This window comes from Micromonospora sp. NPDC005257 (assembly GCF_042872445.1).
In the GTDB taxonomy this organism is placed as follows: Bacteria; Actinomycetota; Actinomycetes; order Mycobacteriales; family Micromonosporaceae; genus Micromonospora.
Genome location: NZ_JBIAKL010000005.1, coordinates 289,237 through 313,726, shown reverse-complemented (window position 1 = coordinate 313,726; position 24,490 = coordinate 289,237). Strand labels below are relative to the sequence as shown.

The 24,490-nt window shown below is 74.0% G+C and carries 23 protein-coding genes; 16 read left to right on the top strand and 7 right to left on the bottom strand.

Going from position 1 to position 24,490, the window contains the following annotated elements:
- Positions 1-64: 64 nt before the first annotated feature.
- From ACFYO8_RS13705 to ACFYO8_RS13695, 3 genes are all read left to right on the top strand, one after another.
- Positions 65-1,882 carry an ABC transporter gene (locus ACFYO8_RS13705; protein WP_354866234.1) on the top strand — a complete coding sequence of 606 codons (1,818 nt, stop codon included), beginning with the start codon at positions 65-67 and terminating at the stop codon, positions 1,880-1,882.
- A gap of 97 nt (positions 1,883-1,979) precedes the next feature.
- Complete coding sequence (locus ACFYO8_RS13700) at positions 1,980-3,638, top strand: GTPase (protein WP_354866764.1); 1,659 nt, start codon at positions 1,980-1,982, stop codon at positions 3,636-3,638.
- Between the two features lie 52 nt (positions 3,639-3,690).
- Positions 3,691-4,917 carry a hypothetical protein gene (locus tag ACFYO8_RS13695; RefSeq protein ID WP_354866236.1) on the top strand — a complete coding sequence of 409 codons (1,227 nt, stop codon included), beginning with the start codon at positions 3,691-3,693 and terminating at the stop codon, positions 4,915-4,917.
- On the opposite strand, the gene ACFYO8_RS13690 is transcribed toward ACFYO8_RS13695, so the two are convergent.
- Complete coding sequence (locus tag ACFYO8_RS13690) at positions 4,914-5,669, bottom strand: hypothetical protein (protein WP_355096711.1); 756 nt, start codon at positions 5,667-5,669, stop codon at positions 4,914-4,916. The two genes, ACFYO8_RS13695 and ACFYO8_RS13690, sit on opposite strands and share 4 nt — an antisense overlap.
- 483 nt (positions 5,670-6,152) lie before the next feature.
- Between ACFYO8_RS13690 and pdhA the strand changes: the two genes are divergently transcribed.
- The 9 genes from pdhA to ACFYO8_RS13645 all read left to right on the top strand — a co-directional run bounded on the left by pdhA (position 6,153) and on the right by ACFYO8_RS13645 (position 16,264).
- The gene (pdhA, locus tag ACFYO8_RS13685; RefSeq protein WP_354866239.1) at positions 6,153-7,331 is read left to right on the top strand and encodes a pyruvate dehydrogenase (acetyl-transferring) E1 component subunit alpha; all 1,179 of its coding nucleotides are present in this window, start codon (positions 6,153-6,155) and stop codon (positions 7,329-7,331) included.
- The gene (locus tag ACFYO8_RS13680) at positions 7,331-8,320 is read left to right on the top strand and encodes an alpha-ketoacid dehydrogenase subunit beta (protein ID WP_354866241.1); all 990 of its coding nucleotides are present in this window, start codon (positions 7,331-7,333) and stop codon (positions 8,318-8,320) included. Before pdhA ends, ACFYO8_RS13680 begins: the two co-directional genes overlap by 1 nt.
- A gap of 5 nt (positions 8,321-8,325) precedes the next feature.
- A complete protein-coding gene (locus tag ACFYO8_RS13675; protein ID WP_354866768.1) occupies positions 8,326-9,780 on the top strand; it encodes a dihydrolipoamide acetyltransferase family protein in 1,455 nt (484 codons plus the stop codon).
- Positions 9,781-10,006: 226 nt separating this feature from the next.
- Entirely contained in the window at positions 10,007-10,144 is a 138-nt protein-coding gene (locus ACFYO8_RS13670; RefSeq protein WP_176730560.1) for a hypothetical protein, read from the top strand.
- Positions 10,145-10,491: 347 nt separating this feature from the next.
- Positions 10,492-13,350: a hypothetical protein gene (locus tag ACFYO8_RS13665; protein ID WP_354866244.1), complete on the top strand. Its 2,859-nt coding sequence runs from the start codon at positions 10,492-10,494 to the stop codon at positions 13,348-13,350.
- Between the two features lie 121 nt (positions 13,351-13,471).
- Positions 13,472-13,594, top strand: coding sequence for a hypothetical protein (locus ACFYO8_RS13660; protein ID WP_355093886.1), 123 nt, complete (start codon positions 13,472-13,474; stop codon positions 13,592-13,594).
- Positions 13,595-13,637: 43 nt separating this feature from the next.
- Positions 13,638-15,185, top strand: a complete 1,548-nt coding sequence (locus tag ACFYO8_RS13655) for a recombinase family protein (protein ID WP_387257246.1) — start codon at positions 13,638-13,640, stop codon at positions 15,183-15,185.
- Between the two features lie 258 nt (positions 15,186-15,443).
- Positions 15,444-15,575: a hypothetical protein gene (locus tag ACFYO8_RS13650; protein ID WP_355093890.1), complete on the top strand. Its 132-nt coding sequence runs from the start codon at positions 15,444-15,446 to the stop codon at positions 15,573-15,575.
- The gene (locus tag ACFYO8_RS13645) at positions 15,572-16,264 is read left to right on the top strand and encodes a DUF2637 domain-containing protein (protein ID WP_355093892.1); all 693 of its coding nucleotides are present in this window, start codon (positions 15,572-15,574) and stop codon (positions 16,262-16,264) included. The genes ACFYO8_RS13650 and ACFYO8_RS13645 overlap by 4 nt, the downstream gene beginning before the upstream one ends.
- 397 nt (positions 16,265-16,661) lie before the next feature.
- Here ACFYO8_RS13645 and ACFYO8_RS13640 read toward each other — a convergent pair whose 3' ends face one another.
- Positions 16,662-16,808, bottom strand: a complete 147-nt coding sequence (locus tag ACFYO8_RS13640; RefSeq protein WP_355093894.1) for a hypothetical protein — start codon at positions 16,806-16,808, stop codon at positions 16,662-16,664.
- Positions 16,809-17,387: 579 nt separating this feature from the next.
- Between ACFYO8_RS13640 and ACFYO8_RS13635 the strand changes: the two genes are divergently transcribed.
- Positions 17,388-17,651: a hypothetical protein gene (locus tag ACFYO8_RS13635; RefSeq protein WP_357708115.1), complete on the top strand. Its 264-nt coding sequence runs from the start codon at positions 17,388-17,390 to the stop codon at positions 17,649-17,651.
- Positions 17,652-18,248: 597 nt separating this feature from the next.
- Here the strand turns inward: ACFYO8_RS13635 and ACFYO8_RS13630 are convergent.
- Positions 18,249-18,557 carry a hypothetical protein gene (locus ACFYO8_RS13630; RefSeq protein WP_355093898.1) on the bottom strand — a complete coding sequence of 103 codons (309 nt, stop codon included), beginning with the start codon at positions 18,555-18,557 and terminating at the stop codon, positions 18,249-18,251.
- Between the two features lie 79 nt (positions 18,558-18,636).
- Between ACFYO8_RS13630 and ACFYO8_RS13625 the strand changes: the two genes are divergently transcribed.
- The gene (locus ACFYO8_RS13625) at positions 18,637-20,478 is read left to right on the top strand and encodes an NHL domain-containing thioredoxin family protein (RefSeq protein ID WP_355093900.1); all 1,842 of its coding nucleotides are present in this window, start codon (positions 18,637-18,639) and stop codon (positions 20,476-20,478) included.
- A gap of 9 nt (positions 20,479-20,487) precedes the next feature.
- On the opposite strand, the gene ACFYO8_RS13620 is transcribed toward ACFYO8_RS13625, so the two are convergent.
- From ACFYO8_RS13620 to ACFYO8_RS13610, 3 genes are read right to left on the bottom strand one after another with little or no spacing between them, the layout of a single operon-like run.
- Entirely contained in the window at positions 20,488-21,237 is a 750-nt protein-coding gene (locus ACFYO8_RS13620) for a 5-oxoprolinase subunit PxpA (RefSeq protein ID WP_357708118.1), read from the bottom strand.
- Positions 21,221-22,090, bottom strand: a complete 870-nt coding sequence (locus ACFYO8_RS13615; protein WP_354866250.1) for a biotin-dependent carboxyltransferase family protein — start codon at positions 22,088-22,090, stop codon at positions 21,221-21,223. The genes ACFYO8_RS13620 and ACFYO8_RS13615 overlap by 17 nt, the downstream gene beginning before the upstream one ends.
- Complete coding sequence (locus ACFYO8_RS13610) at positions 22,087-22,701, bottom strand: allophanate hydrolase subunit 1 (protein ID WP_354866252.1); 615 nt, start codon at positions 22,699-22,701, stop codon at positions 22,087-22,089. Before ACFYO8_RS13610 ends, ACFYO8_RS13615 begins: the two co-directional genes overlap by 4 nt.
- Positions 22,702-22,776: 75 nt before the next feature.
- Between ACFYO8_RS13610 and ACFYO8_RS13605 the strand changes: the two genes are divergently transcribed.
- Positions 22,777-23,454, top strand: coding sequence for a hemolysin III family protein (locus ACFYO8_RS13605; protein ID WP_354866254.1), 678 nt, complete (start codon positions 22,777-22,779; stop codon positions 23,452-23,454).
- A gap of 82 nt (positions 23,455-23,536) precedes the next feature.
- Here the strand turns inward: ACFYO8_RS13605 and ACFYO8_RS13600 are convergent, their stop codons facing one another.
- Positions 23,537-23,827 carry a DUF6458 family protein gene (locus ACFYO8_RS13600; RefSeq protein WP_354866256.1) on the bottom strand — a complete coding sequence of 97 codons (291 nt, stop codon included), beginning with the start codon at positions 23,825-23,827 and terminating at the stop codon, positions 23,537-23,539.
- Positions 23,828-23,944: 117 nt separating this feature from the next.
- Between ACFYO8_RS13600 and ACFYO8_RS13595 the strand changes: the two genes are divergently transcribed.
- A complete protein-coding gene (locus ACFYO8_RS13595) occupies positions 23,945-24,481 on the top strand; it encodes a histidine phosphatase family protein (RefSeq protein WP_354866258.1) in 537 nt (178 codons plus the stop codon).
- Positions 24,482-24,490: the final 9 nt, after the last annotated feature.

Genomic DNA, 24,490 nt, shown 5'->3' with positions numbered 1-24,490 from the left:
GCGCAACCCGACCGTTACTACCGTCCGGTTGTCTTACCTTGCGTCGGTCGGGCACGCTTTAGCGGTGACGACGCATGGCGATTCCGCCACCCGTGCCGGCGCGCCCGCCGTCGCAGCCCGCACCGGAGCCACCAACGGCGCCGACCAGCCTGCTCACGGCGCCGACGGCCTGCCCGCCGCGCTCACCGGCCTGCGGGCGGCGATCAGTGCCGCCCGCTTTCCGCTCACCCTGCCCTCGGCCGAGCCGGCCCGGCACGCCGCGGCGAGCGTCACCGACCAGCTCGACGACTACCTGCTGCCCCGGCTGGCCCGGCTCGACGCCCCGCTCCTGGTGGTCGTCGGCGGCTCCACCGGCGCCGGCAAGTCGACGCTCGTCAACAGCCTGGTCAAGGCGCGGGTCAGCGCGGCCGGCGTGCTCCGCCCGACCACCCGCTCCCCGGTGCTGGTGTGCAGCCCGGCCGACGCCTCCTGGTTCCGGCAGGGCGAGCTGCTGCCCGGCCTGACCCGGACCACCGAACCGAGCGACCAGCCGGGCACCCTGCACCTGGTCACCGCCCCGGCGCTGCCGCCCGGCCTGGCCTTCCTGGACGCGCCCGACATCGACTCGGTGGTCGACGCCAACCGGGCGCTCGCCGGCCAACTGCTCGCCGCCGCCGACCTCTGGTTGTTCGTCACCACCGCCGCCCGCTACGCCGACGCCGTCCCCTGGGAACTGCTGCGCAGCGCCCGCGCCCGGGGCACCGCTGTGGCGATGGTGCTGGACCGGGTGCCCCCGGAGGCTGCCGACGAGATCGCCACCCATCTGTCCGAGATGCTCGCCGAGCAGGAACTGGGCGCCGCGCCGCTGTTCGTGCTGCCGGAGACCTGGGTGGACGGGCAGGGGCTGCTGCCGGACCGGATCACCGCACCGCTGAGCGACTGGTTCACCCGGCTGGCCGCCGACGCCGAGGCCCGCGCCGCCGTGGTCCGGCAGACGCTCGACGGCGCGCTCGCCGCGCTGCACCCGGTGGTGGAGGCGCTGGCCGAGGCCGCCGACGAGCAGGTCACCGCCGCCGACGCGCTGGACGAGCGGGTCCAGGCCGCGTACCGGGGCGCGGAGCGGAGCGTCGACCAAGGGCTCAAGGACGGGCGGCTGCTGCGCGGCGAGGTGCTGGCCCGCTGGCAGGAGTTCGTCGGCACCGGCGAGTTCTTCCGTGGCCTGGAGGCCCGCATCGGGCGGCTGCGCGACCGGGTGGTCGCCGCGGTCACCGGACGGCCGGCGCCCGCTGCGGAACTGCGTACCGCGATCGAGTCCCAGCTCGTCACGCTGCTGCGCGGAGTGACCGCCGAGGCGGCGGAGAACGCGTACACCAGTTGGAAGGCGCACCCGGCGGGCGCGGCGCTGCTGGAGCCGGACCTGGCCCACCCCTCGGCCGATCTGCCCGAGCGGGCCGAGCAGCTCGTCCGCGACTGGCAGCGCGGCGTGCTGGAGCTGGTGCGGGTCGAGGGCGGCGACCGGCGGTTCGTGGCCCGCACGGCCGCGTACGCGGTGAACGCCACCGGCCTCGTCGTCATGATCGGCGTCTTCGCCTCCACCGCGTTCATCCCGACGGGGCTGGAGGTCGCCGCGGGCACCGGCACCGCGGTGGCCGGGCAGACGGTGCTCCAGGCGATCTTCGGTGACCAGGCGGTCCGCAACCTGTCCCGCAAGGCCCGCGTCGACCTGCTCGACCGGGTCGGCAAGCTGCTGGCCGAGGAGGCCGCGCGCTACCTGACCCGCACCGAGGCCGAACGCCCGGCCGCGAACGCCGGTGCGGCGCTGCGCTGGGCGTCCGTCGAGGTCGAGCGGGCCCGGCACCGCAGTGGTCTGTTCCCGACCCCCGAGCAGGACGGTCGCCCGTGAGCGCGAGGAGCGAGCCGGTCCTGCGAGCCCCGCAGTCGCGAACAAGGACGTGCCCCGTGAGCGCGAGGAAGGCACCGTGAGCAACATCGTGGGACGGATGCGCGAGGCGATGCGGGGTGAGCAGCGGGTCGACCCGGACGTCCTGATCGAGCGGCTGACCGCGATCCAGCGGTTCCTCGGCGCGGTGGACGGCCACGTGCCCGACGCCCAGCTCGTCCCCGCCCACACGGTGGTCGAGCGCGCCGGTGACCGGCTCGCGCTGTCCGGCCGGCACACGGTGGTCGCGCTGGCCGGCGCGACCGGCAGCGGCAAGTCGAGCCTGTTCAACTCGCTGGCCCGGCTCGACCTCTCCCCGGTCGGCGTGCGCCGGCCCACCACCGGTGTCGCGCACGCCTGCGTATGGGGCCCGCTGGACGGCGCGGTCCGGCTGCTGGACTGGGTGGGGGTGCTGCCCCGGCACCGGTTCGTCCGGGAGAGCCCGCTCGACGGCGACGACGAGTCGGACCTGCACGGCCTCGTCCTGCTCGACCTGCCCGACTTCGACTCGGTGCAGCACGGCCACCGGTTGGAGGTCGACCGCCTGCTCGGCCTGGTCGACCTCGTGGTCTGGGTGGTCGACCCGCAGAAGTACGCCGACCGCGTGATCCACACCAGCTACCTGCGCGAGTTCCACAGGCACAAGGACGTCACGGTCGTGGTGCTCAACCAGGCCGACCGGCTGCACCCGACCGAGCTGCCCAAGGTCCTCGACGACCTGCGCCGGCTGCTCGACGCCGACGGGCTGGACGGGGTGCCGCTGCTGCCCACCGTCGCGGTGGACCCGAACGGGCTGGACGGGCTGCGGGCCGAGCTGGAGCGTACGGTCGCCGAGCGTCAGGCCGCGCTGCGCCGGCTCTCCGGTGACGTGGACGCCGTGGTGGCCGATCTCGAACCGCTGGTGGGGCCGGAGCCGCCGCGCACCCGGCCCGGTGACGCCTCGGCGCGGGAGCTGACCCGGGCACTCGCCGGCGCGGCCGGGGTGCCGACGGTGGCGGCGGCGGTGGAGGGCGCGTACCGCCACCGGGCGGTGAGCAACACCGGCTGGCCGCTGCTGCGGAGCTGGCGCAAACTGCGGCCGGATCCGCTGCGCCGCCTGCACCTGTCCGGGCGGGATCCGGACGCGCCGGGGGAGAGCCTGGTCGCGGCCACCTCCGTACCCGATCCGACAGCCGCGCAGCGCTCCGCCGTCACGCTGGCGATCCGCGCGGTGGCCGAGCGTTCCGGGGCCGGCCTGCCGGCGCCGTGGCCCGCCGCGGTGACCGCCGCGGCCCGGTCCCGGCAGGCCGACCTGCCGGGCGCGCTCGACCACGCGGTCGCGGCGACAGACCTGGGCATGGAGCGGCGGCCGGCCTGGTGGCGGGTGGTGGGCGTGCTCCAGTGGGTGGTCACCCTGGCCGCGCTGGCCGGCCTGGTCTGGCTGCTCCTCGGGTACGCGCTGCGCCTGCTCGGCCTGCCGCCGCTGGAGCACCCGACGCTCGGCGTGGTGCCGTGGCCGACCGTCCTGCTGCTCGGTGGCCTGCTGGCCGGGGCGCTGATCGCGGCGGTGACCCGGCCGGTGGTCGGGTGGGCGGCCCGGCGGGCCCGGGCGCGGGCCGAGCAACGCCTACTCACGTCGGTGGGCAGTGTCAGCGAGAAGTACGTGCTCGACCCGGCCTGGGCGGTGCTCGCGCGCTACGGCACGGCTCGGGACGCGCTGCGCGACGCCGGGCGGCGCTGAGCCCGGCGCGCTGACCGGTGTGAGGGCGGCGCGCGCGGCGTAGGGTCGACGCATGGCCACGCCACAGACCCCCTACGACGCGGTGCTGCACGCCGCGCGCGACGTGACGAGGCTCGACTCGGCCCTGGACGCGGAGATGCTCGGCGCCGCGTTGCTGGGCAGCGTCTACGCCGTCGCGGAGCACGACCGGGAGCAGGCCGTCCGCGAGTTCGTCAGCGGCTTCCTCGCCGCCACGTCCCGGCGCCGCAGCGCCGCCGCGACCACCCTGCGGGCCGTCTTCGCCGCCCTGGTGCCCGACGCCGAGGGCGCCGCCCGGGTCCGGCCCGGCGCGTACGCCCCGTCGTGGGTCGGCCAGCTCGGCCGGGTGCGCGTGACAGGCGCCTGGGCCTACGGCGACGTGTACGGCGACCAGACCTCCTACCTCGCCACGTTCGCGTACGACGACGAGGAGGAGGGCGGCCCGGAGCACGCCCTGGTGGCCCTCGTCGACCACAACATCGGCATCACCAAGGACGTCTTCGTCGGCGGTCCGGCCGGACGGATCGTCGAGCAGGCCCGGGAGATCTGCACCGAGGACGAGTTCACCTGGTTCCGCACCGAGGACCCGGCCCGGATGCACGCCGAGGTGAGCCGTCACCTGGCGGTCACCGACGACCTCGCCGAGCTGCCCGCGCAGGGCTCGCTCGCAACCGACCGGGCGCTGGTGGGCGCCCGGTTGGCCGCGCTACCGGGGCCGACGCCGCCGGCCGGTCCGGCGGTCGTGCCGCCGCCCACCGACGAGGAGCGCACCCGCCTGGTCCGGGCCTTCCTCGACTCGCCGGAGGCGACCCGGTTCGGCCTGCCCGAGGTGGCCGACGGCGAGCTGGCCTCGCTGCATTTCTGCCTGGGCCTGCTGCTCGACCACGCGGCCAGTTTCCCGGACGCCGACCCGATGCGGTGGAGCCCGATGGTCGCCGAGCTGTTCCTGCTCGACTGGGTGCACCGCCGGGCCGTGCTGGACATGGACGACGCGGCGATGCTCCCCCGGGTGCTGCGCGCCTGGGCGGCGTACGCGGCCCGCCAGCGCGGGCTGTCGCAGCCGGCCGCCGCCCGGACGGACGAGGCGATCACCGAGATGGTCCCGGAGTTCGCCCGGCTCTACAGCACCGGCGAGCGGCGCAGCCCGGCCACCGCGGCGGTGGCCCAGCTGATGGCGGACGGGGTGGACCCGGACGACCCGGAGGCGCTGAACGCCTGGATCGAGGCGAACCGTCACCGCCTCACCGACGACCCGGCCTAGGCGGTAGCGCCCCGGCGTGCCGGCGCTCCCTCGGGGTCTTCGCTGGATGACGTCGGCTCGGCGGTGGAGTTCGACGGCGAGGTGGCCGGCGGTTCGGACGGATCCGACGGGCCGGACGGCTCGGACGAGCTCTCCGAGGGCGTCGGCTCGACGGTCGTGACGGACGGCTCCGGTCTGGGGCTGGGGCTCGGGCTCGGCGTCCGGCTGGGCCCGGGCGTACCCGGATGCGACGGCGACGGCGACGGCACCGGCGACGGGCGCGGCGGGCGTACCGGGGTGGGCCGGACCGGCGTGGACGGCGGCGGGGGTACGGCGACCGGGCGGGACCGGCGCCGGCCGCCGAGGTCACTGTCGTCGGGCAGGGCCGGTGCCGCCGGGAGCACCGGCAGGAACGGCCGCGCCGGGGGCACCGAGGTCACGTCGACGGCGGGCATGGGCGTGGACGGCACCGGGGCCTGGGTGCCGTGCGGCATCGGGATGACCACCGGTCCGATGGAGGGCGTCGGCAGGAACGGGGTGCTGGTGTCGGGGAGCGCGCTGTTGCCGACGGTGGCCGACCCGGTGCTGATCGCGGCGAGGATCGGCATCGACGCGGTGCCGGCGAGCAGCGCCACGGTGAGCAGGTAGCCGCGGCGGGGACCGCCGGTTCCGGGGGCGCGGTGCACGCCGACGATCGGGCGGTACGGCGAGGCGGGCAGCACCCGGTGCCGGCCGAGGAGAGGCGTACCGGGTGGACCCTCTGGTTCGGACACCGGCACACTCCTCACGCGCGGACGGGACGGGAGAGCGCGCGGATTAGGACAAATGCCGCGCTAGGGCTCGCCGTCAGCTTGACCCAGTGACGCTCAGTTCACCAGCCACAACCGCGTGTCGACACACATTTTGTACGTCGGGCGCTCTCACCACTGCGGACAAAACCGCCGATCCGTCGTCAACCCGGCCGAACCTCACCTGCGAGGGAGGCCATACTGTGGGCCCGCTCACCTCCTCTGCAATCATTCAGACATGACGGCAACGCAGCCGACACCTCCGCGTACCCCGCGGCTGGTGCGGAACGGTGCCGGCGCTCCCGGGCCAGGGTCCGTCCCCCGACCGACTCCGGCTCACGCCGCGCGGCAACCCCTACCGGGGTGAGGCGCGGTCGCCAGGGACCGACCCGGCACCAGCCGGGCGGCGCACGAGGTGCTCGGCTCGGGTCACCCCCGGCGCCGGCGCAGACAGACAGGGAGAGACGGATGGCAAAGGGCGACCCCGGGGCCGCCACCCGCAGCAAGCGGGCCGCACCCCGCACCAGACGCGCCGCCGCGCCCGGTGAACCAGAACTCGTACAGCTGCTGACCCCCGAGGGTGAGCGGATCGAGACCGCGCTCGGCCCGGACGGGACCGAGTACCGCGTCGACTTCACCGACGAGGAGTACCGCGGGCTCTACCGCGACCTCGTCCTGGTCCGCAAGCTGGACGCCGAGGCCACCGCCCTCCAGCGTCAGGGTGAGCTGGGCCTGTGGGCCAGCCTGCTGGGCCAGGAGGCCGCGCAGGTCGGCTCCGGCCGGGCGCTGCGTACGCAGGACATGGCCTTCCCGACCTACCGCGAGCACGGCGTGCTCTACTGCCGCGGCATCGACCCGATCATGCCGCTGGGCCTGTTCCGCGGCGTCGACCAGGGCGGCTGGGACCCGAACGAGTTCAAGTTCAACATGTACACGATCGTCATCGGGGCGCAGACCCTGCACGCGACCGGGTACGCCATGGGTGTCGCCATGGACGGCAAGACCGGCGGCGAGGACGGCGAGGCGGTCATCGCCTACTTCGGCGACGGCGCCACCAGCCAGGGCGACGTCAACGAGTCGTTCGTCTGGGCCAGCGTCTTCAACGCGCCGCTGGTGTTCTTCTGCCAGAACAACCAGTACGCCATCTCCCAGCCGCTGGAGCGGCAGACCCGCGTGCCGCTGTACCGGCGGGCCGGCGGTTTCGGCTTCCCCGGCGTCCGGGTGGACGGCAACGACGTGCTCGCGTCGTACGCGGTGACCCGGCACGCGCTGGACAACGCGCGCAACGGCCAGGGCCCGAGCCTGATCGAGGCGTACACCTATCGGATGGGCGCGCACACCACCTCCGACGACCCGACCCGCTACCGCATCGCCAGCGAGGTCGAGGCGTGGCAGGCCAAGGACCCGATCGCCCGGATGAAGGCGTTCCTGACCAAGCAGAAGATCGCCGACGAGTCGTTCTTCACCGAGGTCGACGAGCAGGCCCGCACCGAGTCGGTGCACCTGCGCGAGCGCGTGCTCGCGATGCCCGACCCGCAGCCGGTGACCATGTTCGACCACGTCTACCCCAACGGCTCTCCCGAGCTCGACGAGCAGCGGGCCCGGTTCACGCAGTACATGGAGTCCTTCGAGGGGAGCGCGCACTGATGGCCACGGAGACGCTCACCCTCGGCAAGGCACTGAACACCGGTCTGCGGCGGGCCCTGGAGAGCGACCCCAAGGTCGTCATCATGGGCGAGGACGTCGGCAAGCTCGGCGGCGTGTTCCGGATCACCGACGGCCTCCAGAAGGACTTCGGCGACCAGCGCGTGATCGACACCCCGCTGGCCGAGTCCGGCATCATCGGCACCGCTGTCGGCCTGGCCATCCGCGGTTTCCGGCCGGTCTGCGAGATCCAGTTCGACGGCTTCGTCTACCCCGCGTACGACCAGATCGTGTCGCAGGTGGCGAAGATGCACTACCGCTCGCAGGGCAAGGTGCGGATCCCGATGGTCATCCGTATCCCGTTCGGCGGCGGCATCGGCGCCGTCGAGCACCACTCCGAGTCGCCGGAGGCGTACTTCGCGCACACCGCCGGTCTCAAGGTGGTGAGCTGCGCGAACCCGCAGGACGCGTACGTGATGATCCAGCAGGCGATCGCGTCGGACGACCCGATCGTGTTCCTGGAGCCGAAGCGGCGCTACTGGGAGAAGGGTCCGGTGGACCTGGAGGCGCCGATCGCCGACGCGTACCCGCTGCACTCGGCCCGGGTCGCGCGGCCCGGCACCGACGCGACGGTGCTCGCGTACGGCCCGATGGTCCGCACCGCGCTGGACGCGGCCACCGCCGCCGCCGAGGACGGCCGGGAGCTGGAGGTCATCGACCTGCGCACGATCTCACCGCTGGACCTGACCGCCGCGTACGAGTCGGTGCGGCGCACCGGCCGCTGCGTGGTCGTGCACGAGGCCCCGGGCAACCTGGGTCTCGGGTCGGAGATCGCGGCCCGGATCACCGAGGAGTGCTTCTACTCCCTGGAGTCCCCGGTTCTGCGGGTGACCGGCTTCGACACCCCCTACCCGGCCGCCCGGGTGGAGGAGGAGTACCTGCCCGACCTGGACCGGGTGCTCGACGCCGTCGACCGCACCTTCGGCTGGTGAGCGGCATGTCCCGGATCAAGGAGTTCAACCTTCCCGACCTGGGCGAGGGCCTGACCGAGGGTGAGATCCTCGCCTGGCTGGTCAAGGTCGGCGACGACATCGAGCTGAACCAGCCGATCGTCGAGGTGGAGACCGCCAAGGCGGCGGTCGAGATCCCGGCGAAGTGGGCCGGACGGGTGCAGGCGATCTTCCACCCGGAGGGGTCCACCGTCGAGGTCGGCGTGCCGATCATCGCGATCGACACCGACCCCGGCGCCGGGCCGATCGCGGAGTCGACGACTGCCACCCCGACGTCGGAGCTGCCCACCCCGTCGGCCGCGTCGCTGGCGGCGGTCCAGGTCGCGCCCGCCGAGGGCATGGTCGAGCCGGGCCTGATCGGTGGTGTGGCCCCGGGTGGGCGTACCGCGGTGCTGGTCGGCTACGGGCCGCGCAACGCCCCGGCCAAGCGCCGCCTGCGCAAGGCCGACGCGCCGGCCCAGCCCGCGCCGGTGGCCGCCGCCCCGGTTCAGCCCGCCGCCCCCGCACCGGTGGCGCCCGCGCCGGCGGTGAACGGCAACGGGCGGGTCGCCGTGCCGGTGCTGGCCAAGCCGCCGGTCCGCAAGCTGGCGAAGGATCTCGGCATCGACCTGGCCACGCTGACCGGCTCGGGTCCGCTCGGCTCGATCACCCGCGAGGACCTACAGCGGGCGGCGAGCGCGACCCCGGCGGCCGAGCCGCTGGCGGTCCCGGCACCGGCCGCGTCGGCCGCGAGCTTCGGCGCGGACCGCGAGCAGCGCATCCCGGTCAAGGGGGTACGCAAGCTCACCGCGGAGAACATGGCCCGCTCGGCGTTCACCGCCCCGCACGTCACGGAGTTCCTGACCGTCGACGTGACCCGGGCGATGAAGGCGCTGGACCGGCTCCGCGACCGGCGCGAGTGGCGGGACGTACGGGTCTCGCCGCTGCTGCTGGTCGCCAAGGCGGTGCTGCTGGCGGTCAAGCGGCACCCGATGGTCAACTCGACCTGGGCCGGCGACGAGATCGTGGTGAAGGAGTACGTCAACCTCGGCATCGCGGCGGCCACCGAGCGCGGTCTGATCGTGCCGAACATCAAGGACGCCGGGCGGCTCTCGCTGCGCGAGCTGGCGGACGCGATGACGGATCTGGTGCAGACCGCGAAGTCGGGCAGGACGTCCCCGTCGGACATGTCCGGCGGCACGCTCACCATCACCAACGTCGGCGTCTTCGGCGTCGACACCGGTACGCCGATCCTGCCCCCGGGCGAGTCGGCGATCCTCGCCTTCGGCGCGGTACGCGAGCAGCCGTGGGTGCACAAGGGCAAGGTCAAGCCGCGCCTGGTGACCACACTGGGGCTGTCCTTCGATCACCGGATCATCGACGGTGAGCTGGGCTCGAAGTTCCTCCGCGACATCGGGGACTTCCTGGCCGACCCGGAGGCGGCGCTGCTCGCCTGGACCTGACGTACCACCGCTCCGGTCACGGCCGGTGTGCCAATGGGTGAACCGCCCGGCACACCGGCCGTGGCCGTTTGCGGGAAAGGAATCGTAGGGTCCCAGCCCTGTGGATCTACGATCCTTAGGTAAGTGGTTCAGCTCACCTAACAATCGATGGCAACCGGCCGCCCGGTGCGCTTAAATAGAGACATCAAGGGGCTGACAACCGAATAGCCAGGAGGAGAGACCCGAGATGAGCATGATCGAGCGAATCCGCACCCGCCGCGACGCCAACCGCCGCGCCCGCGCCATCGAGCACGCGCTGCGTTCCGCCAACTCGCCCGCGGTCCGCGAGGAGCTTCTCGCCATCGCCCAGCGTCACCTGAGCTGACGCCACAGACCTTTCTCACCTCCTCCAGTCCGAAGACCCGCCCGGCACCGGGCGGGTCTTCGGCGTACCGGTCTCGGTCGGCACCGGGATTCCACCTCGCTCCACCGCCCGGTACGGTTGGCACGGTCGCCAACCGGCTGACTCCGGACGAACGAGAGACAGCGAAACCCATCGACGTCGTCCGGTGACATTCGGTGACCGCTGATGCTCCCCCGAGCGGCCTCGGGCGACCACCGGATACGGTGCGGGGAGCCCGCACGGCCGGTACCCGCCGGCGACGCCGGCAGCCATGCCGACGGTTCCCCGACCGGCATCGGCGGCCGACCTGTGATGGAGGAGGCGCACCCATGACGTCCGAGGCTCCGCACCGCCCCGGCCAGGAGCCGGGCGAGGTGTCGCCGGGCACCGGCGGACCGGTGCCGTACGGCGATCAGCCGGCGCAGCAGGACAACGGGTACAACGGCGCGCCCGACCTCGGCTGGGCACCGCCCCCGCCGGCCGGTCGGCCCGCGCAGCCGGCCCCGGCCTGGGCCGCGAACGACGACCAGCCACCCGCGTGGGCCCCACCCGCGGGCCAATCGGTGACCGGGCGGGCGACCGCCCAGGTCCCGCAGCCCGCCTGGGGCGGCAACGACCAGGGCGATCCCGCCTGGGCCGGCTCCGGCAGCCCCGCCTGGGGCAACCAGGAGCAGCCCGGACCGGACCGCGCCGCCGAACCGTCGCCGCCCGCCTGGGCCACCACGCCGCCGGGCAGCCCGGCCGAGCCGGCGCAGGCCCCCTGGGCCGCCGAGCAGAACCGTCCCGGCCGGGGCTCCGGCGAGCAGCCGGGCTGGTCGCCCTCAGGTGACCAGCCCGCCCGCGGCACCGGTTACGTGCCCGCCCCGGCCACCGTGCCGAACGAGACCTGGGTCACGCCCGCCCCGGCGGACGACCCGCACCGCTCCGGCGGCTTCGCGCCCACGGGCCGGCAGCACGACGACGCTCCCGGCCGCGCCGCCGGCTGGGCCGCCGCGCCGCCGCCGGACGACCCGAACCGCTCCGGCGGCTGGAACCCGCGCGACGAGCAGCCCGCCGCGTCCGACGACCCGAACCGCTCGGGCGGCTGGAATCCGCGGGAGAGCCAGCCGGCCTGGGCACCGGGTCAGCAGACCGGCGCCACCTGGCCGCCGGCCGACCCGCCCGCCCGGGCCGCCGCCGCGGTCTCGGTGCCCGGCGCCGCCCGCCCGGACAACGCCTGGTCCGCCGCCGAGCAGTCCGATCAGGACGGCCGCTCGCCGGAGGACAGCGGCGGCTGGCGGCAGTCGGGTGCGCCGCACGACGAGGGACACCGCCCCGGCGGCTGGCCCGCCCCGCAGGCGGAGAACCGGTCCGGCGGCTGGGACGAGCCGGCCCGCAACGAGGACCCGGACCGTTCCGGCGGCTGGGCCGCCGGGCGGGCCGCGAACCCGGCCGAGGCGGCGCAGCCGGGCGGTTGGGAGCCGGACCAGAGCCGGCAGGCCGGCGGCTGGAACGACGCCCCCGCCGTACCGCAGCAGCGTGACTCCGGTGAGCAGGCCGGCGCCTGGGGTGGCGCGGCCGCCGTACCGCAGCAGCACGAGAGCGGGCGTCCGGCGGACGAACCGGCGCAGCCCGCCTGGGGCGCCGCCGCGCCGGCCGAGGCCCGCGCGAGCGTGCCCGCACCGTCTCCCGACGCGCCCTCCGGCTGGGGCGGCAACCAGGACGAGCGTCCGGCCGCACCGTCGCCCGAGCCGTGGTCGCCGGCCGAGGCGTGGGGCCGGTCCGAGGACTCCGCTCCGGCCTACCAGCCCGCCCCCGCGCCGGGCATCTCCCCCGGCAACGCGGTGCCGTTGCCGGCGCAGCAGCAGCGGGTGCCGGGCGCCGCGCTGGCCGCTGCGCCGCCCGCCAACCGCCCGGGCACCGAACCCCAGGGGTACGAGCCGGAGCGCGGCGACGGCGCCCGGGGCGCGCACCGCCCGGAGGAGCCGCAGCCGCCTGCCGTTCCCACGCCGCGTACCTCCCCGGAGGGCGGCCCGGTCTCGGCGAGCGCGTCGGTCCCGGTGGCCAGCCGGGTCACCCCGCCGTCCGACCAGCCGCTGCCGACCAGCGCCCCGACGCCGCAGCCCCGGGTGTACGGCCGGCCCGCCCGTCCGGAGCCCGAGGACGCCCGCGAACCCGAAGAGGCCGGGTACCCCGGCCAGGACGGGCCGCACGGCACCGGCTTCCCCGGTCCGGGCCGGCAGGCGCGGTCCGAGGACGCCGACGGCCCGCACGGGTACGCCGGAGCGTCCTCCTCGCCGGCCGCGCCGCCGTCCTTCCCGGTCGGTGTGCCGTCCTTCGTGGACCCGCCCGGCAACACCCGTCCCGCCAACGGCGTGCACCCGGGCGACGAGCAGCCCGACGCGGCACATGACCCGTACGGCGGTCCGCAGAGCCCGTACGGCGGCCAGGACGCGTACGGTGCCCCGGGCGGCCGGGCGGACGCGTACGGCACCCCGGGCGGTCGGCCGGACGCGTACGGCACCCCCGGCGGTCAGGACGCGTACGGCACCCCGGGCGGCCGGCCGGATCCGTTCGACGGGCCGGCCGGGCAGCAGTCCCCGTTCGGCAGCCCGGCCGGGCGACCCGAGCCGTTCGGCGGGCCGGCTGCGTTCGGTGGGCCGGCCGGTCAGCAGGCGCCGCTCGGCGAGCCGGACCGGTTCGGCCCGTCGGCCGGGGGACGCGCCTCGGTAGCGGTGCCCGGCCAGGGCCCGGCCGGTGGGATGAACGCCTTCCCGTCGCCCCAGCAGGCCCCTCCGGCCTGGGCGCAGGACGCTTCCGGCGGCGAGCAGGAGCAGGGCCGCTTCGACTCGTTCAAGCCGGACGCCGAGTCGCAGACCGAGGCGCCCCCGCCCAAGGTGCGCAACGGCCGGGTGCTCGCCGCGGTGCTGATCGCGGCGGTGCTCATTCTCGCCGTGCCGCTGGGTCTGCTGACGCTGCTCGGCAAGGTCGGCGACGACAAGTCGGCGGGCTTCGACCCGGCGGTCGGTTCCTGCGTGAAGCAGACCGGCACGAGCGCGGCAGCGGCCGACTGCGGCGAGCCGGGCGCGTTCAGTGTGGTGTCGAAGGTGGACAACAAGGACAAGTGCGCCGACCTGTCCCAGCCGACGGTCTCGGTGGAGAGCGGCGGGACCACCCGGGTGCTCTGCCTGAAGCCGGCCGGCCAGTAACCGCACGTACGCGGAGCGTCCATCCCTCGCCGGGGTGGGCGCTCCGCGCCGTTCCGGGTGTGCGTCTGTTCACGCCGCGACCGCCGGGAACGCGCCGCGCCGGTGCGGCACGATGGGGGGCATGAGCGCACGCGTACGGGCACCGGAACTGCGGGGTCGGGCCTGGCTGAACACCGGCGGCAAGGCCGTCACGCTGGCCGATCTGCGCGGCAGGATCGTCCTGCTCGACTTCTGGAAATCCTAGAAGAAGCTTGCAACTCAGCGCCGAGGGCCTTAACGTCCTCGGCATGTCCCATCACGAACACCTCGCCGACCTGTACCTACGCCTATCCCTTGACCGCGAGGGAAAGACCGCCATCGAACGCCAGGAGGCCGACTGCCGGGCCTGGTGTGAGCGCAACGGGTTGGAAGTTCGCACCGTTCATATTGACCGGGGCCGGTCCGGTTACAAGTCGGTAGACCGCGCTGGGTTCGACGCCGCCATATCCGCCCTGACGACCAGCACCGTCGGGACCCTGGTCGTCTGGAAGGTCGACCGCCTGTCTCGGCGCGGTATGGGCCAGGTCGGACAGGTCTTGGACCAGATCGAGAAGGTCGGCGGGCGAATCGTCTTCGTCCAGGACGGTCTAGACACCACGCAGCAACAGTCGCTTCTAGTTCTGGCGTTGCTGTCCGAGGTCGCCCGGAGCGAGTCAGCGAACATCGGTCTTCGCGTCGCCTCGGCGAAGGCTCACCTTCGCAACCTCGGTCGCTGGATCGGCGGACAGCCGCCGTACGGCCTGGCGGTCGCCGAGGACGGGAAGTTAGATCATGACCCGCGCACCGCGCCCATCGCCCGGGAGATCGCCGACCGCGCCCTGTCCGGTGAACCCCTGGTCCGTATCGCCCGCGACCTGAACGCCCGAGAGATCCCCGCAACCCGAGGCGGAAAATGGGGCGTCGGGTCCCTGTCGGTCCTGCTCAAGTCCCCCGCGTTCGCCGGGCTACTGCCCGAGACCGTGAAGCGTGACGGCAAGTACACCGGGAAGGTCGTCCCCTGGCGGGACCCGGAGACTGGCGAGACCGTCGAGATTGGCCGGGGCATCATCACGCCCGCCGAACAACTACAGATCACCCGCGCCCTAGAAGCCCGCACCGTCGCCGAGCCGACCGGCCGGGCCCGGGGCGTCCGTGCTCAGACTTCGCACCTCCTGACCGGCTTCCTTCGGTGCGGTTCGTGCGGGCGTCGTATGTCCGCCGCCGGTCAGTCGTACGTCTGCCAGGGTCGCCGCCTCGGCCACCCGTGCCCGGCGCACGTCACGGCGATGATCGCCGCCGTAGACCGCGCCGTGGTCGATTCCTTTATTAGCCGCCTGGCCGCGACCGAACCTGGCGATCCGTTGCTAGACGCCGTGGCGGAACGATGGGTGGCCCGGCACGACCCGGACGTGATCCGCGAACGGGCGACCATCACGACCGCTCTGGAGGACGCGAACGCCTCCCTGGTCGACCTGGAGGACGCCCGGTATCTGCGCGGCGAGTTTGTCGGCCCCGAGGCCGTGAAGCGCTGGGAGCGCCTACACGAACGCCTGACCGCCCGCGTCGCCGGGCTGCGTCGCAACCTGGCCGACTTCCCGTTGCCCGAGGCCGATATTTCGCCGCTCCTCGACCCGGTACAGGCCCGCGAAGCATGGGACGTCGCCACCGTCGCCGACCGACGCGACCTCCTCGGTCTGGCCCTGAACGCCGTAACCGTCGCCCCCGCGAATGGCCGCCGGGGCGTGCGATTCGACCCAGCAGCGCGCCTCCGGTTCACGTGGGCCGACGAACCGGCCCCTGCGTCCTTGGACGCCTAACAGATTTCACCCGCTAACCAATAAAGGCGGGCCCCGGAAAGGCGACTGCAACGCCTCCGAGGCCCTAGACGGAAACGGAGCTTCCGCCATGACCCACAACCCTACCCACCTCCGCGCCTACCTCGCCGGTTCCGCCCTCGCCGCCGCCGACCTCGGCCGGGCCCTGGCGCCCTCGTCGCCGCCGGCTACCTGGTTACCTCGGCGACGGACGCCGACCCCGCCGACGCCGCGGGCCTGGTCGCCGACGTCGCCGCCGACATGGACGCCGCCCGCACGGCTGACGTTGTGGTGATCCTGCCCGGGGCTGAGGACTCCCCCGAGGCCGTCTACGCCGCCCTGTTCGGCGTCCCGGTCCTGTCCCTCGGCGACGCCTTGGCGGTGACCCGGTGAACGCCCGCCGCTTCGCTTCCCTCGCTGGCACGGTCGCCGTGACCGTCATCGCCGCCGTTGCCTCCTACGACCACATGCGCGAGCTGGCCGAGCGCGCCGGACAGCCGCCGCTACTGGCCTCCCTGCTGCCGCTCTCTGTCGACGGGATGATCCTCGTGGCGACGCTGGCCCTGGGCGACGGTCGCCGGTCTCGCTGGTCGGCGTGGCTCGCCTTCGTCCTCGGCGTGGCTGCCTCGCTAGCCGCGAACGTGATCGTCGCCCCGCCGGACGCCACCGCCCGGGTCGTCTCGGCGTGGCCCGCCGTGGCGCTGCTACTGACCGTCGAGGTCCTGGCCCGTTCCGGGCGCGCGCCCGAGCTGGCCGAGGCGGTCACCCTGCCCCCGCCCGCCGTCGAGGCACCGACGCCCGCGCCTCGCCCGCGTCCGCCCGTCGTCCCGCCCGGCGCCCGGACGTTGCCGCTGGTCGCCGCTGTCGGCACGCCGCCCGCCGCGCCTGACCCGGCGGCGGCACCGCCCACGACCGCCGTCAGGGTGGCCGCCGTGCTCGCCGAGACGCCCGACGCGACGCCCGCTCAGGTCGCCGCACGCCTGGGCGTGAGCGAGCGCACCGCCCGCCGTTACCTGCCTGCCGACAAGGTGCCGCCAGCGGGCCGACGTACCGCCCGCACGCCGTCACTGGCGAGCGCCTGACCGCCCGCCGGGGTCGGCCGGATCGTTCCGGTCGGCCCCGGTTAGCGGCGACCAGTCCGCTTGATCAGGAACCAGACCAGGCCCCCGATAAGCGCGGCGGACGTGACGAGACAGCACAGCGTGGCGATGTGCCACGGCTTGAGAGCACCCATGCCGCGCACCGTACCCGGGGCCCGCTACGACCGATCACGCCGAGGAGTTCCCATGCCCTACCGCCCAATGCCCATGGACGCCGCCTGGCCGCCGCCTGGCCCTGTCCCGCGCCGCCTCGACGCCGACTCGGTTCTGATCCGGCGCGTCCGCCTGACCGCCGCCGGTCGAGCTGGCCGGTTACGAGGTCGTCCGGTGCGGCGATCCGGCGTACCCGTCGTGGGCGGCGTACGTCGACCGGCGGCGCTCAACGGACCAGTAGAGCGAGGAGCGCCGTCACGGCGCCGAGGAGACCGGCCAAGGCGCCCAGGACGGCAGGGGCCGTCCGAAGGTATTCGAGGATGATCGCGTGCCGGCCGCTCACGGCGGCGCCGGTCTGCTCTTCGGTCGTCACGACGGCGACGGTACGGGGCGGGAGCGCCGCTGTCCTCAGCGCTCGAAGCGCTGTAGCTCTATCCCAGGTGAGCGGGCACGCTGCGCCCGTGGGGCTCGGTGCGTGCCTGTGCGTGTCCATGCCAGACAGTGCAGTTGATCTAGCCGTTCGGCCGACGCCTCGACTCATCCCTTCGCCGTGCAGATGGTGCCTATTCGGGCGCGCTTAACGCTGTAGCTGATCAGCCCAAATCGACCCGTCCGGTTCACCACCGTCGGGAAGCCCTACCGGTCCTTCGACGCCGCGCCCGACTTCTGAGGGAGAGGGCCGCTGCGCGAGAGCGCCGAGCTGGCCTACCTGAAGTTCGTCAGCGTTCTACGGTCGCCGCTGACCACGGCGACCGCCCCTCCTGGATTGGACCCGCCGTGATTGACGTTGACCGTCTGACCCCGCGCCCGTGCGAAGCGCCGGGCTGCCCGAACACCTTCACCCCGCGCCCGTCCGGACCCGTCGGCCGCCGGCACGTTGGATTGGTTCGCTGACTGGCGGAACTCTCCGCAAGCGGCGATCTTCGAGCGCACGGACTGGCGCCGACTGGGCGTGCTTGCTCTCGTCTATGAAGCCATCCTGAAACGTCCATCGGCCGCGCTGTTGGCCGAGCTGCGGATGAATGAAGAGCGTCTAGGGGCGACCGTGGTCGACCGGCAGCGCGCCCGCATGGTCATAGAGCACGCGGAGGACGACGACTTACCCGAGGGTGTTTCATCCCTGGCCGATCGGCGCGCCGCGCTACGGGAGCGGCTTGAAGCGACCCGCGCGACCGGCCCCGACCCGATCAGCGACCGCGAGCGCTTCGGCTTCTAGGGGCAACCTCAGGCGTCCGGACGGCCCGGACCCCGGTCCTACCTACGGCCGGGCCGCCCTGGGCCGTCGACGGCCGTCTCTCGACCCCCGCACAGGCACGGCGAGCATGAAGCGCGCGTAGAGATCCGCCACCGGCACCGCCGGGAGATCGTCCACGGCGGTCACGAAGAGACCCGCGAGGTAGGTCGCCGTCGCCCAGGCGTCGCCGACCGCCAGGGTCGCCCGCGCTTCCGGACACGGGTACGGCTGTTTACACGCCTCGCAGTTCCAGGCCGGGCGTTGCGGCCGGTGCAGGCTCACCAGCGCCGCCCCGCGTTCGCGCGGTACGCCTGGCCTCATGTCAACCAGGGGGACCGGCCGGGCTGCGGGTAGGCGTCCGTCGCCTCGTCCGCCCACGCCGGGCGGGGTGCTGGCTCGGCGGGCGGCGGCACTCGGCGACGGTCAGGGCACGCCCGCCAGAGCAGGCCGCAGACGCACCGCCACCGCCCCGTACCACGCGAGGAAGTCCGCCACGGGACACTTGGTGGCATCGATCGTCCATACGAGCGGGATCGCCGATCTCGGACCCGTGCAGCTACGGCGGAGGACTGGCGTCGGCTAGAAAGCTTCCTCGGCCGCGATCTCGGCCAGGCGCCGCGCTTCTGGGTCGTCAAACTCGCCCATCGTGAAGCGGACATCGGCGGGGGTTCCGCGGCGTCGCGGCTCGCGGGTCACGAAGACCCGGACGCCGGCCGTCCGAAGGATCTCGTTCCGCCCTTCCGGGTCCCGGTCCCACACCTGGCGGAAGGTCTCGCCGGTCGGGACGTCCTCCCAGCGGTCCGGCGTCTCGGGCAGCTCGGCGAGGCGCTTCGGGTGATCCTCGTGCTCGAGCGCCGAGAGGCCAACGAGGGCGGCGAGGGCCACCACCTCGGCCGCCTGCCGTTCGCCGCATCACGTTGACCGATCCCCCGCGCCGCCCTCGGCGACCCCGTGGGAGGGTTGCCGTATGGCTACCTCGCCCCGCGTACGAGCGCCCGAACTTCGCGGCCGAGCCTGGCTCAACACAGGCGGACGAAATCTGACATTGCGGGACCTTCGAGGTCGCTGCGTCATCCTAGATTTATGGACGTTCTGCTGCATCAACTGCCTGCACGTGCTCGACGAACTGCGTCCGCTCGAAGAGAAGTACGGCGACGTCCTGGTCGTGATCGGGGTGCACTCGCCGAAGTTCGAGCACGAGAAGGACCCGGCGGCGCTGGCTGCCGCGGTCGAGCGGTACGGCGTGCACCACCCGGTGCTCGACGACGCCGAGATGGACATGTGGCAGCAGTACGCGGCCAAGGCGTGGCCGACGCTCGCCGTGATCGACCCCGAGGGGTACGTGGTCGCCACCATGGCCGGCGAGGGACACGCCGAAGGGCTGGCCCGCCTGCTCGACGAGCTGATCGCTGCCCACGAGGCGAAGGGGACGCTGCACCGGGGTGAAGGGCCGTACGTGCCGCCGGCCGAGCCGGACACCGTCCTGCGGTTCCCCGGCAAGGCCGTACCGCTCGAAGGCGGGAACCTGCTGGTCAGCGACTCGGCCCGGCACTCGGTGGTCGAGCTGGCCGCCGACGGCGAGACAGTGGTCCGCCGCATCGGCGCCGGTTCCCGGGGCCGTACGGACGGCCCGCCCTCCGCCGCCACGTTCGCCGAGCCGCAGGGGCTGTGCCTGCTGCCGCCGCACGTGGCCGAGGTGGCCGGTTACGACCTGGTCGTCGCGGACACGGTCAATCACCTGCTGCGCGGCGTACGGCTGTCCTCCGGCGAGGTGGTCACGGTGGCCGGCACCGGGCGGCAGTGGCGCTCGACTGTCGACGACCACGCGCACGACGCCCGCGTGGTCGACCTGTCCTCCCCGTGGGACGTGGCCTGGTACGACGATCGGGTGATCGTCGCGATGGCCGGCATCCACCAGCTCTGGTGGTTCGACCCGATCAAGCGGACCGCCGGCATGTACGCCGGCACCACTGTCGAGGCGCTGCGCGACGGCCCGCTGCCGGACGTGTGGATGGCCCAGCCGTCCGGGTTGTCGGTGTCGGCCGACGGCAGCCGGCTCTGGATCGCGGACAGCGAGACCAGCTCGATCCGGTGGGTCTCCGGCGGCGTGATGCACACCGCCGTCGGACAGGGCCTGTTCGACTTCGGGCACGTGGACGGCCCGGCCGACCAGGCGTTGCTCCAGCACCCGCTGGGGGTGTGCGCACTGCCCGACGGTTCGGTGCTGATCGCCGACACGTACAACGGGGCGGTGCGCCGCTTCGACCCGGAGACGGGTCAGGTGGGCACCGTGGCGGACGGGCTGGCCGAGCCGAGCGACCTGGTGCTCACCGGCGAGGGCGACGTGCTGGTGGTCGAGTCGGCCGCGCACCGGCTGACCCGGCTGGCGCCGGGCGCGCTGACGTCGGCCGGGGCGAACACGGTGGACGGCCCCCGGCACCGGTTGGAGCGCAAGCCGACCGACGTGGCGGCCGGGGAGCTGGCCCTGGACGTGATCTTCACGCCGGCGCCGGGGCAGAAGCTGGACGAGACGTACGGGCCGTCGACCCGGCTGGTGGTCTCGGCGTCCCCGCCGGAGCTGCTGGTCGAGGGCGCGGGCACGACCACCGACCTGTCCCGCAGGCTGGTGCTCAGCGGCGACGTGGCGCAGGGGGTGCTCCAGGTGACGGCTCAGGCAGCGACCTGCGACGCCGACGTCGAGCACGCGGCCTGCCACCTGACGCGGCAGGACTGGGGCGTGCCGGTCCGGGTGGTCACCGGCGGCGCGAGCCGCGTGCCGCTGGTCCTGCGGGGTCTGGACGAGTCCTGACCGTCCCGTTCAGGCGAACGGGGTGGGGGTCACCCCGGCGTCGATGAGAGCGGCCCGCACCAGCTCCGCGCACCGCACCGCGCCGGGGGTGTCGCCGTGCAGGCAGATCGACTCGACCAGGGCGGGGATCACCGTCCCGTCGATCGCGACCAGCGTGCGCTCGACCGCCATCCGTACCGCCCGGACGGCCACCTGCTCCGGGTCGGTCACCAGCGCGTCCGGTGAGCTGCGCGGCACCAGCGCGCCGTTCGGCAGGTAGTTGCGGTCGGCGAAGCCTTCGGCCACCACCCGTAGGCCCGAGCCGGCCGCCAACTGGGCCAGCACGGTGCCGGGCTGGCAGAGCACCGGCAGCTCGTGGTCGTACCCGCTGATCGCCGCCACCAGCGCGGCGGCCTGCGATTCGTCGCGGGCCGCCGCGTGGTAGAGCGCGCCGTGCGGCTTGAGGTAGCGAACCCGGGTGCGGTACAGCCGGCAGAAGGCGTCGAGCGCCCCGAGCTGGTAGATCGTCTCGTCGCGCAGCTCGGCGAAGTCGTACGCGATGTGCCGCCGGCCGAAGCCGGCGAGGTCCCGGTACCCGACCTGCGCGCCCACCGCGACGCCGCGTTCGGCGGCGGCGGCGCACACCCGGTGCATGGTGGGCGCGTCACCGGCGTGGAAGCCGCAGGCGACGTTCGCGGAGCTGATCAGGTCGAGCAGCGCCTGGTCGTCGCCGAGCCGCCAGCTTCCGAATCCCTCGCCCAGGTCAGCGTTGAGGTCCATGGAACGTCACCGTAGTGCCTGGCCGGGCCTGGGCGAGCGGGGTCACGTCGTCCACCACCCCGATGACCGGGTACCCGCCGGTGGTGGGGTGGTCGGCCAGGAAGACCAGGGGCCGGCCGTCCGGCGGCACCTGCACCGCGCCGAGCACCAGGCCCTCGCTCGGCAGTTCGCCGGCGACCGCGCGGGGCAGCGCCGGACCGGCCAGCCGCGCGCCGACCCGGTTGCTGTCCGGGCTCACCGTGTACGCGGCACGGCACAGCAGGTCCAGCGCGTCAGCCGTGAACCAGTCCTGCCGGGGGCCCGGGCGCACGGCGAGCCGCGGTTCGTCCGGGAGCGGCCCGGTGACGGCGAGGTCGACGGGTGCGGGCGGACCGGCCGGGGTGCCGAGCGGCAGCCGGTCGCCGTCGCGCAGCGGTGGTGGTCCGAGGCCGGAGAGCGTGTCGGTGGCGCGGCTGCCGAGCACCGGCTCGACGGCGATCCCGCCGCTGACCGCCAACCACGTCCGTACCCCGGCGCGGGCCGGCCCGACGCGCAGCACCGCGCCCGCCGGCAGCGAGAGCGCGCGTCCCACGTCCCCCGGGCGCGGCTGTGTGTCCCCGGCCCGCCACTCGACGACCACGTCGGCCGGAGCGCCGGTGAGCGCGACAGCGATCGCCCGGGTCACCCGCAGTACGCAGCCGGTCATGGTGATCTCCAAGCCGGCGGCGCGTTCGTCGTTGCCCACCAGCCGGTTGGCCAGGCGCAGGGCGGCCGGGTCGAGGGCACCGGAACGAGGTACGCCGAGGTGCGCCCACCCGGGCCGGCCCTGGTCCTGAACGGTGGTGAGCACCCCGGCCCGCAGCACCTCGATCACGGCGCGTCGACCAGCCGGACGCGGGCGCCGGGGGTGAGCCGGGCCGGCGGGTGGGCGTGCACGTCGAACAGCGGCAGGTCGGTGCGACCGACCAGTAGCCAGCCACCGGGGGACGCGGTGGGGTAGATGCCCGCGTACGGGCCGGCGAGCGCCACCGAGCCGGCCGGCACCCGGGTACGCGGCGTGGCGAGCCGGGGCACCGCCAGCTCGGGCGGCAGCCCGGTCAGGTACGCGAACCCGGGCGCGAACCCGCAGAACGCGACCCGGAACTCGGTACGCCGGAGCCGGTCGACGACCGCCGGTACGTCGGCGTGCCAGTGTTCCGCGACCAGCGGAAGGTCCTCGCCGTCGTACACGACCGGCACCCGGACCTCGGCGGTGGCCGTGCCGGAGTCGGTGGTGCGGGGGCGCCAGCCGGCGATCCGGGCGGCGGCCGCCTCCGGGTCCGGTACGCCGTCGAGCAGCACGGTGGCCGCGCCGGGGACGATCTCGGTGGCGGTCAGCTCGCCCGCCTCGCGCCGGTGCCACAGCTCGGCCCGCCAGGCCTGTGCCTGGGCCGCGTCGTCACAGTCGAGGAGCAGGGCGTACGCCCCGACCGGCCGGATCCGCATCCGGTCATCCTGCCGTCGGGTGAGGTGACGGTCCACACTACTTGCAAGTAACCTACGCCGTCGTAACCTAAGGAGGTGACGACCTCCGCACCGTCCCGGCTACGGCCGGCCGACATCGGGAAGCCGCGCATGCGCGGCTGGCTGCACGCCTACGCGTTCTTCGCCGCTCTCGTCTGCGGCATCGTGCTCTGTTCCGTCGCCGCCGGTCGTCCCGGCTGGGCGCCGCTGGTGAGCTGCCTGATCTACAGCTTCACCGTGTGCGGGCTTTTCGGCACCAGCGCGCTCTACCACCGGCGGGTCTGGTCCGAACGCGGCTACCAGATCATGCGCCGGATGGATCACTCGATGATCTTCGTGTTCATCGCCGGCACCTACACGCCGTTCTGCGTCCTGCTGCTGGACAACGGGCAGGCCACGATCATGCTGAGCCTGGTCTGGGGTGGCGCGCTGGCCGGCGTGGCGGTCAAGCTGATCTGGCCGCACGCGCCGCGCTGGGTCTCCGCCCCGCTCTACCTGGCGCTCGGCTGGGTCGCGGTGGCCATGCTGCCGCAGATCCTGCGCGGCGGCGGCGTCACGGCGCTGGTGCTGCTGAGCGTGGGCGGCGCGATCTACAGCGTGGGCGCGGTGTTCTACGCGCTGCGCCGGCCGAACCCGTGGCCCACCGTCTTCGGGCACCACGAGTTCTTCCACGCCTGCACTGTCGTCGCGGCGATCTGCCACCACATCGCGATCTACTTCGCGCTGTTCGCCTGAGCCGGGCCTCACGGAACCGAAGCCTGTCCCCGGACATGCGCGAGGGCCCCGCAACGGCGCGGGGCCCTCGGGTTCTCAGGGGTCAGGCCGGGTAGCCCGAACCCGGACGGCGCACCTCGCGGTACTCCTCGCGCACGACGCGGTCGTCGCGCACCGGCACCACCGGCTCGGCGACCACCTGCTCGCGCACCGGGGCGGCCACCACCCGGCGGCGGCTGTTCCAGAAGTAGAGCGTGGTGAGCAGGCCGGCGGCCCCGGCGAGCATGAGCACCCAACCCACCACGTTGAGGTTCAGCCACCCCAGGTCGGCGTCCACGGCGAACGCGAAGATCGCGCCGAGCGCGATGAGAAAGATGCTGGCACCGATGCCCATGACGTCGCCTCCTTGGCGTACTGCTGGCGTTTCCTGCCCGCCGCGGCCATGGATGAGGTAGCGGCACACATCGACATACCCAGGCGCTCTGATCGTCAATCAGGCAAGCTGGGCGGTATGACGGACGGCAGGAACGCGCAGCGGAGGCTGGTGCTGCTGCGGCACGCCAAGGCCGAGCAGTCCGCGAACGGCCCGGACGCGGAGCGGTCGCTCACCGCGCGCGGTCACGCCGACGCGGCGGCGGCCGGCGCCTGGCTGGCCCGGCAAGGGCTGCTTCCCGACGTGGTGCTCTGCTCACCGGCCCGGCGCACCCGGCAGACCTGGCACGACGTGGCGACGGGCATGACCGGTTCCCCGCCGGAGGGCGGTCCGGCGGGCTCGGCTCCCGCGGTGCGATACGAGGTGAGCGCGTACGACGCGCTTCCGGATCAGCTGCTGGAGCTGCTGTGGACGGTCGAGCCGACCGCCGGGACGGTGCTGCTCGTCGCGCACAACCCGGGGATCTCTCTGCTGTCGGCGCTGCTCGATCCGCAGCGGGCCGACCCGGACGGGCTACGGACCACCGACCTGGTGGTGCACCGGCCGACGACCCGCTGGGCCGACCTCGCGCCGGGGAACGCGCCGATCACCGGCCGCCACACCGCCCGCGCCTGACCGGTACGA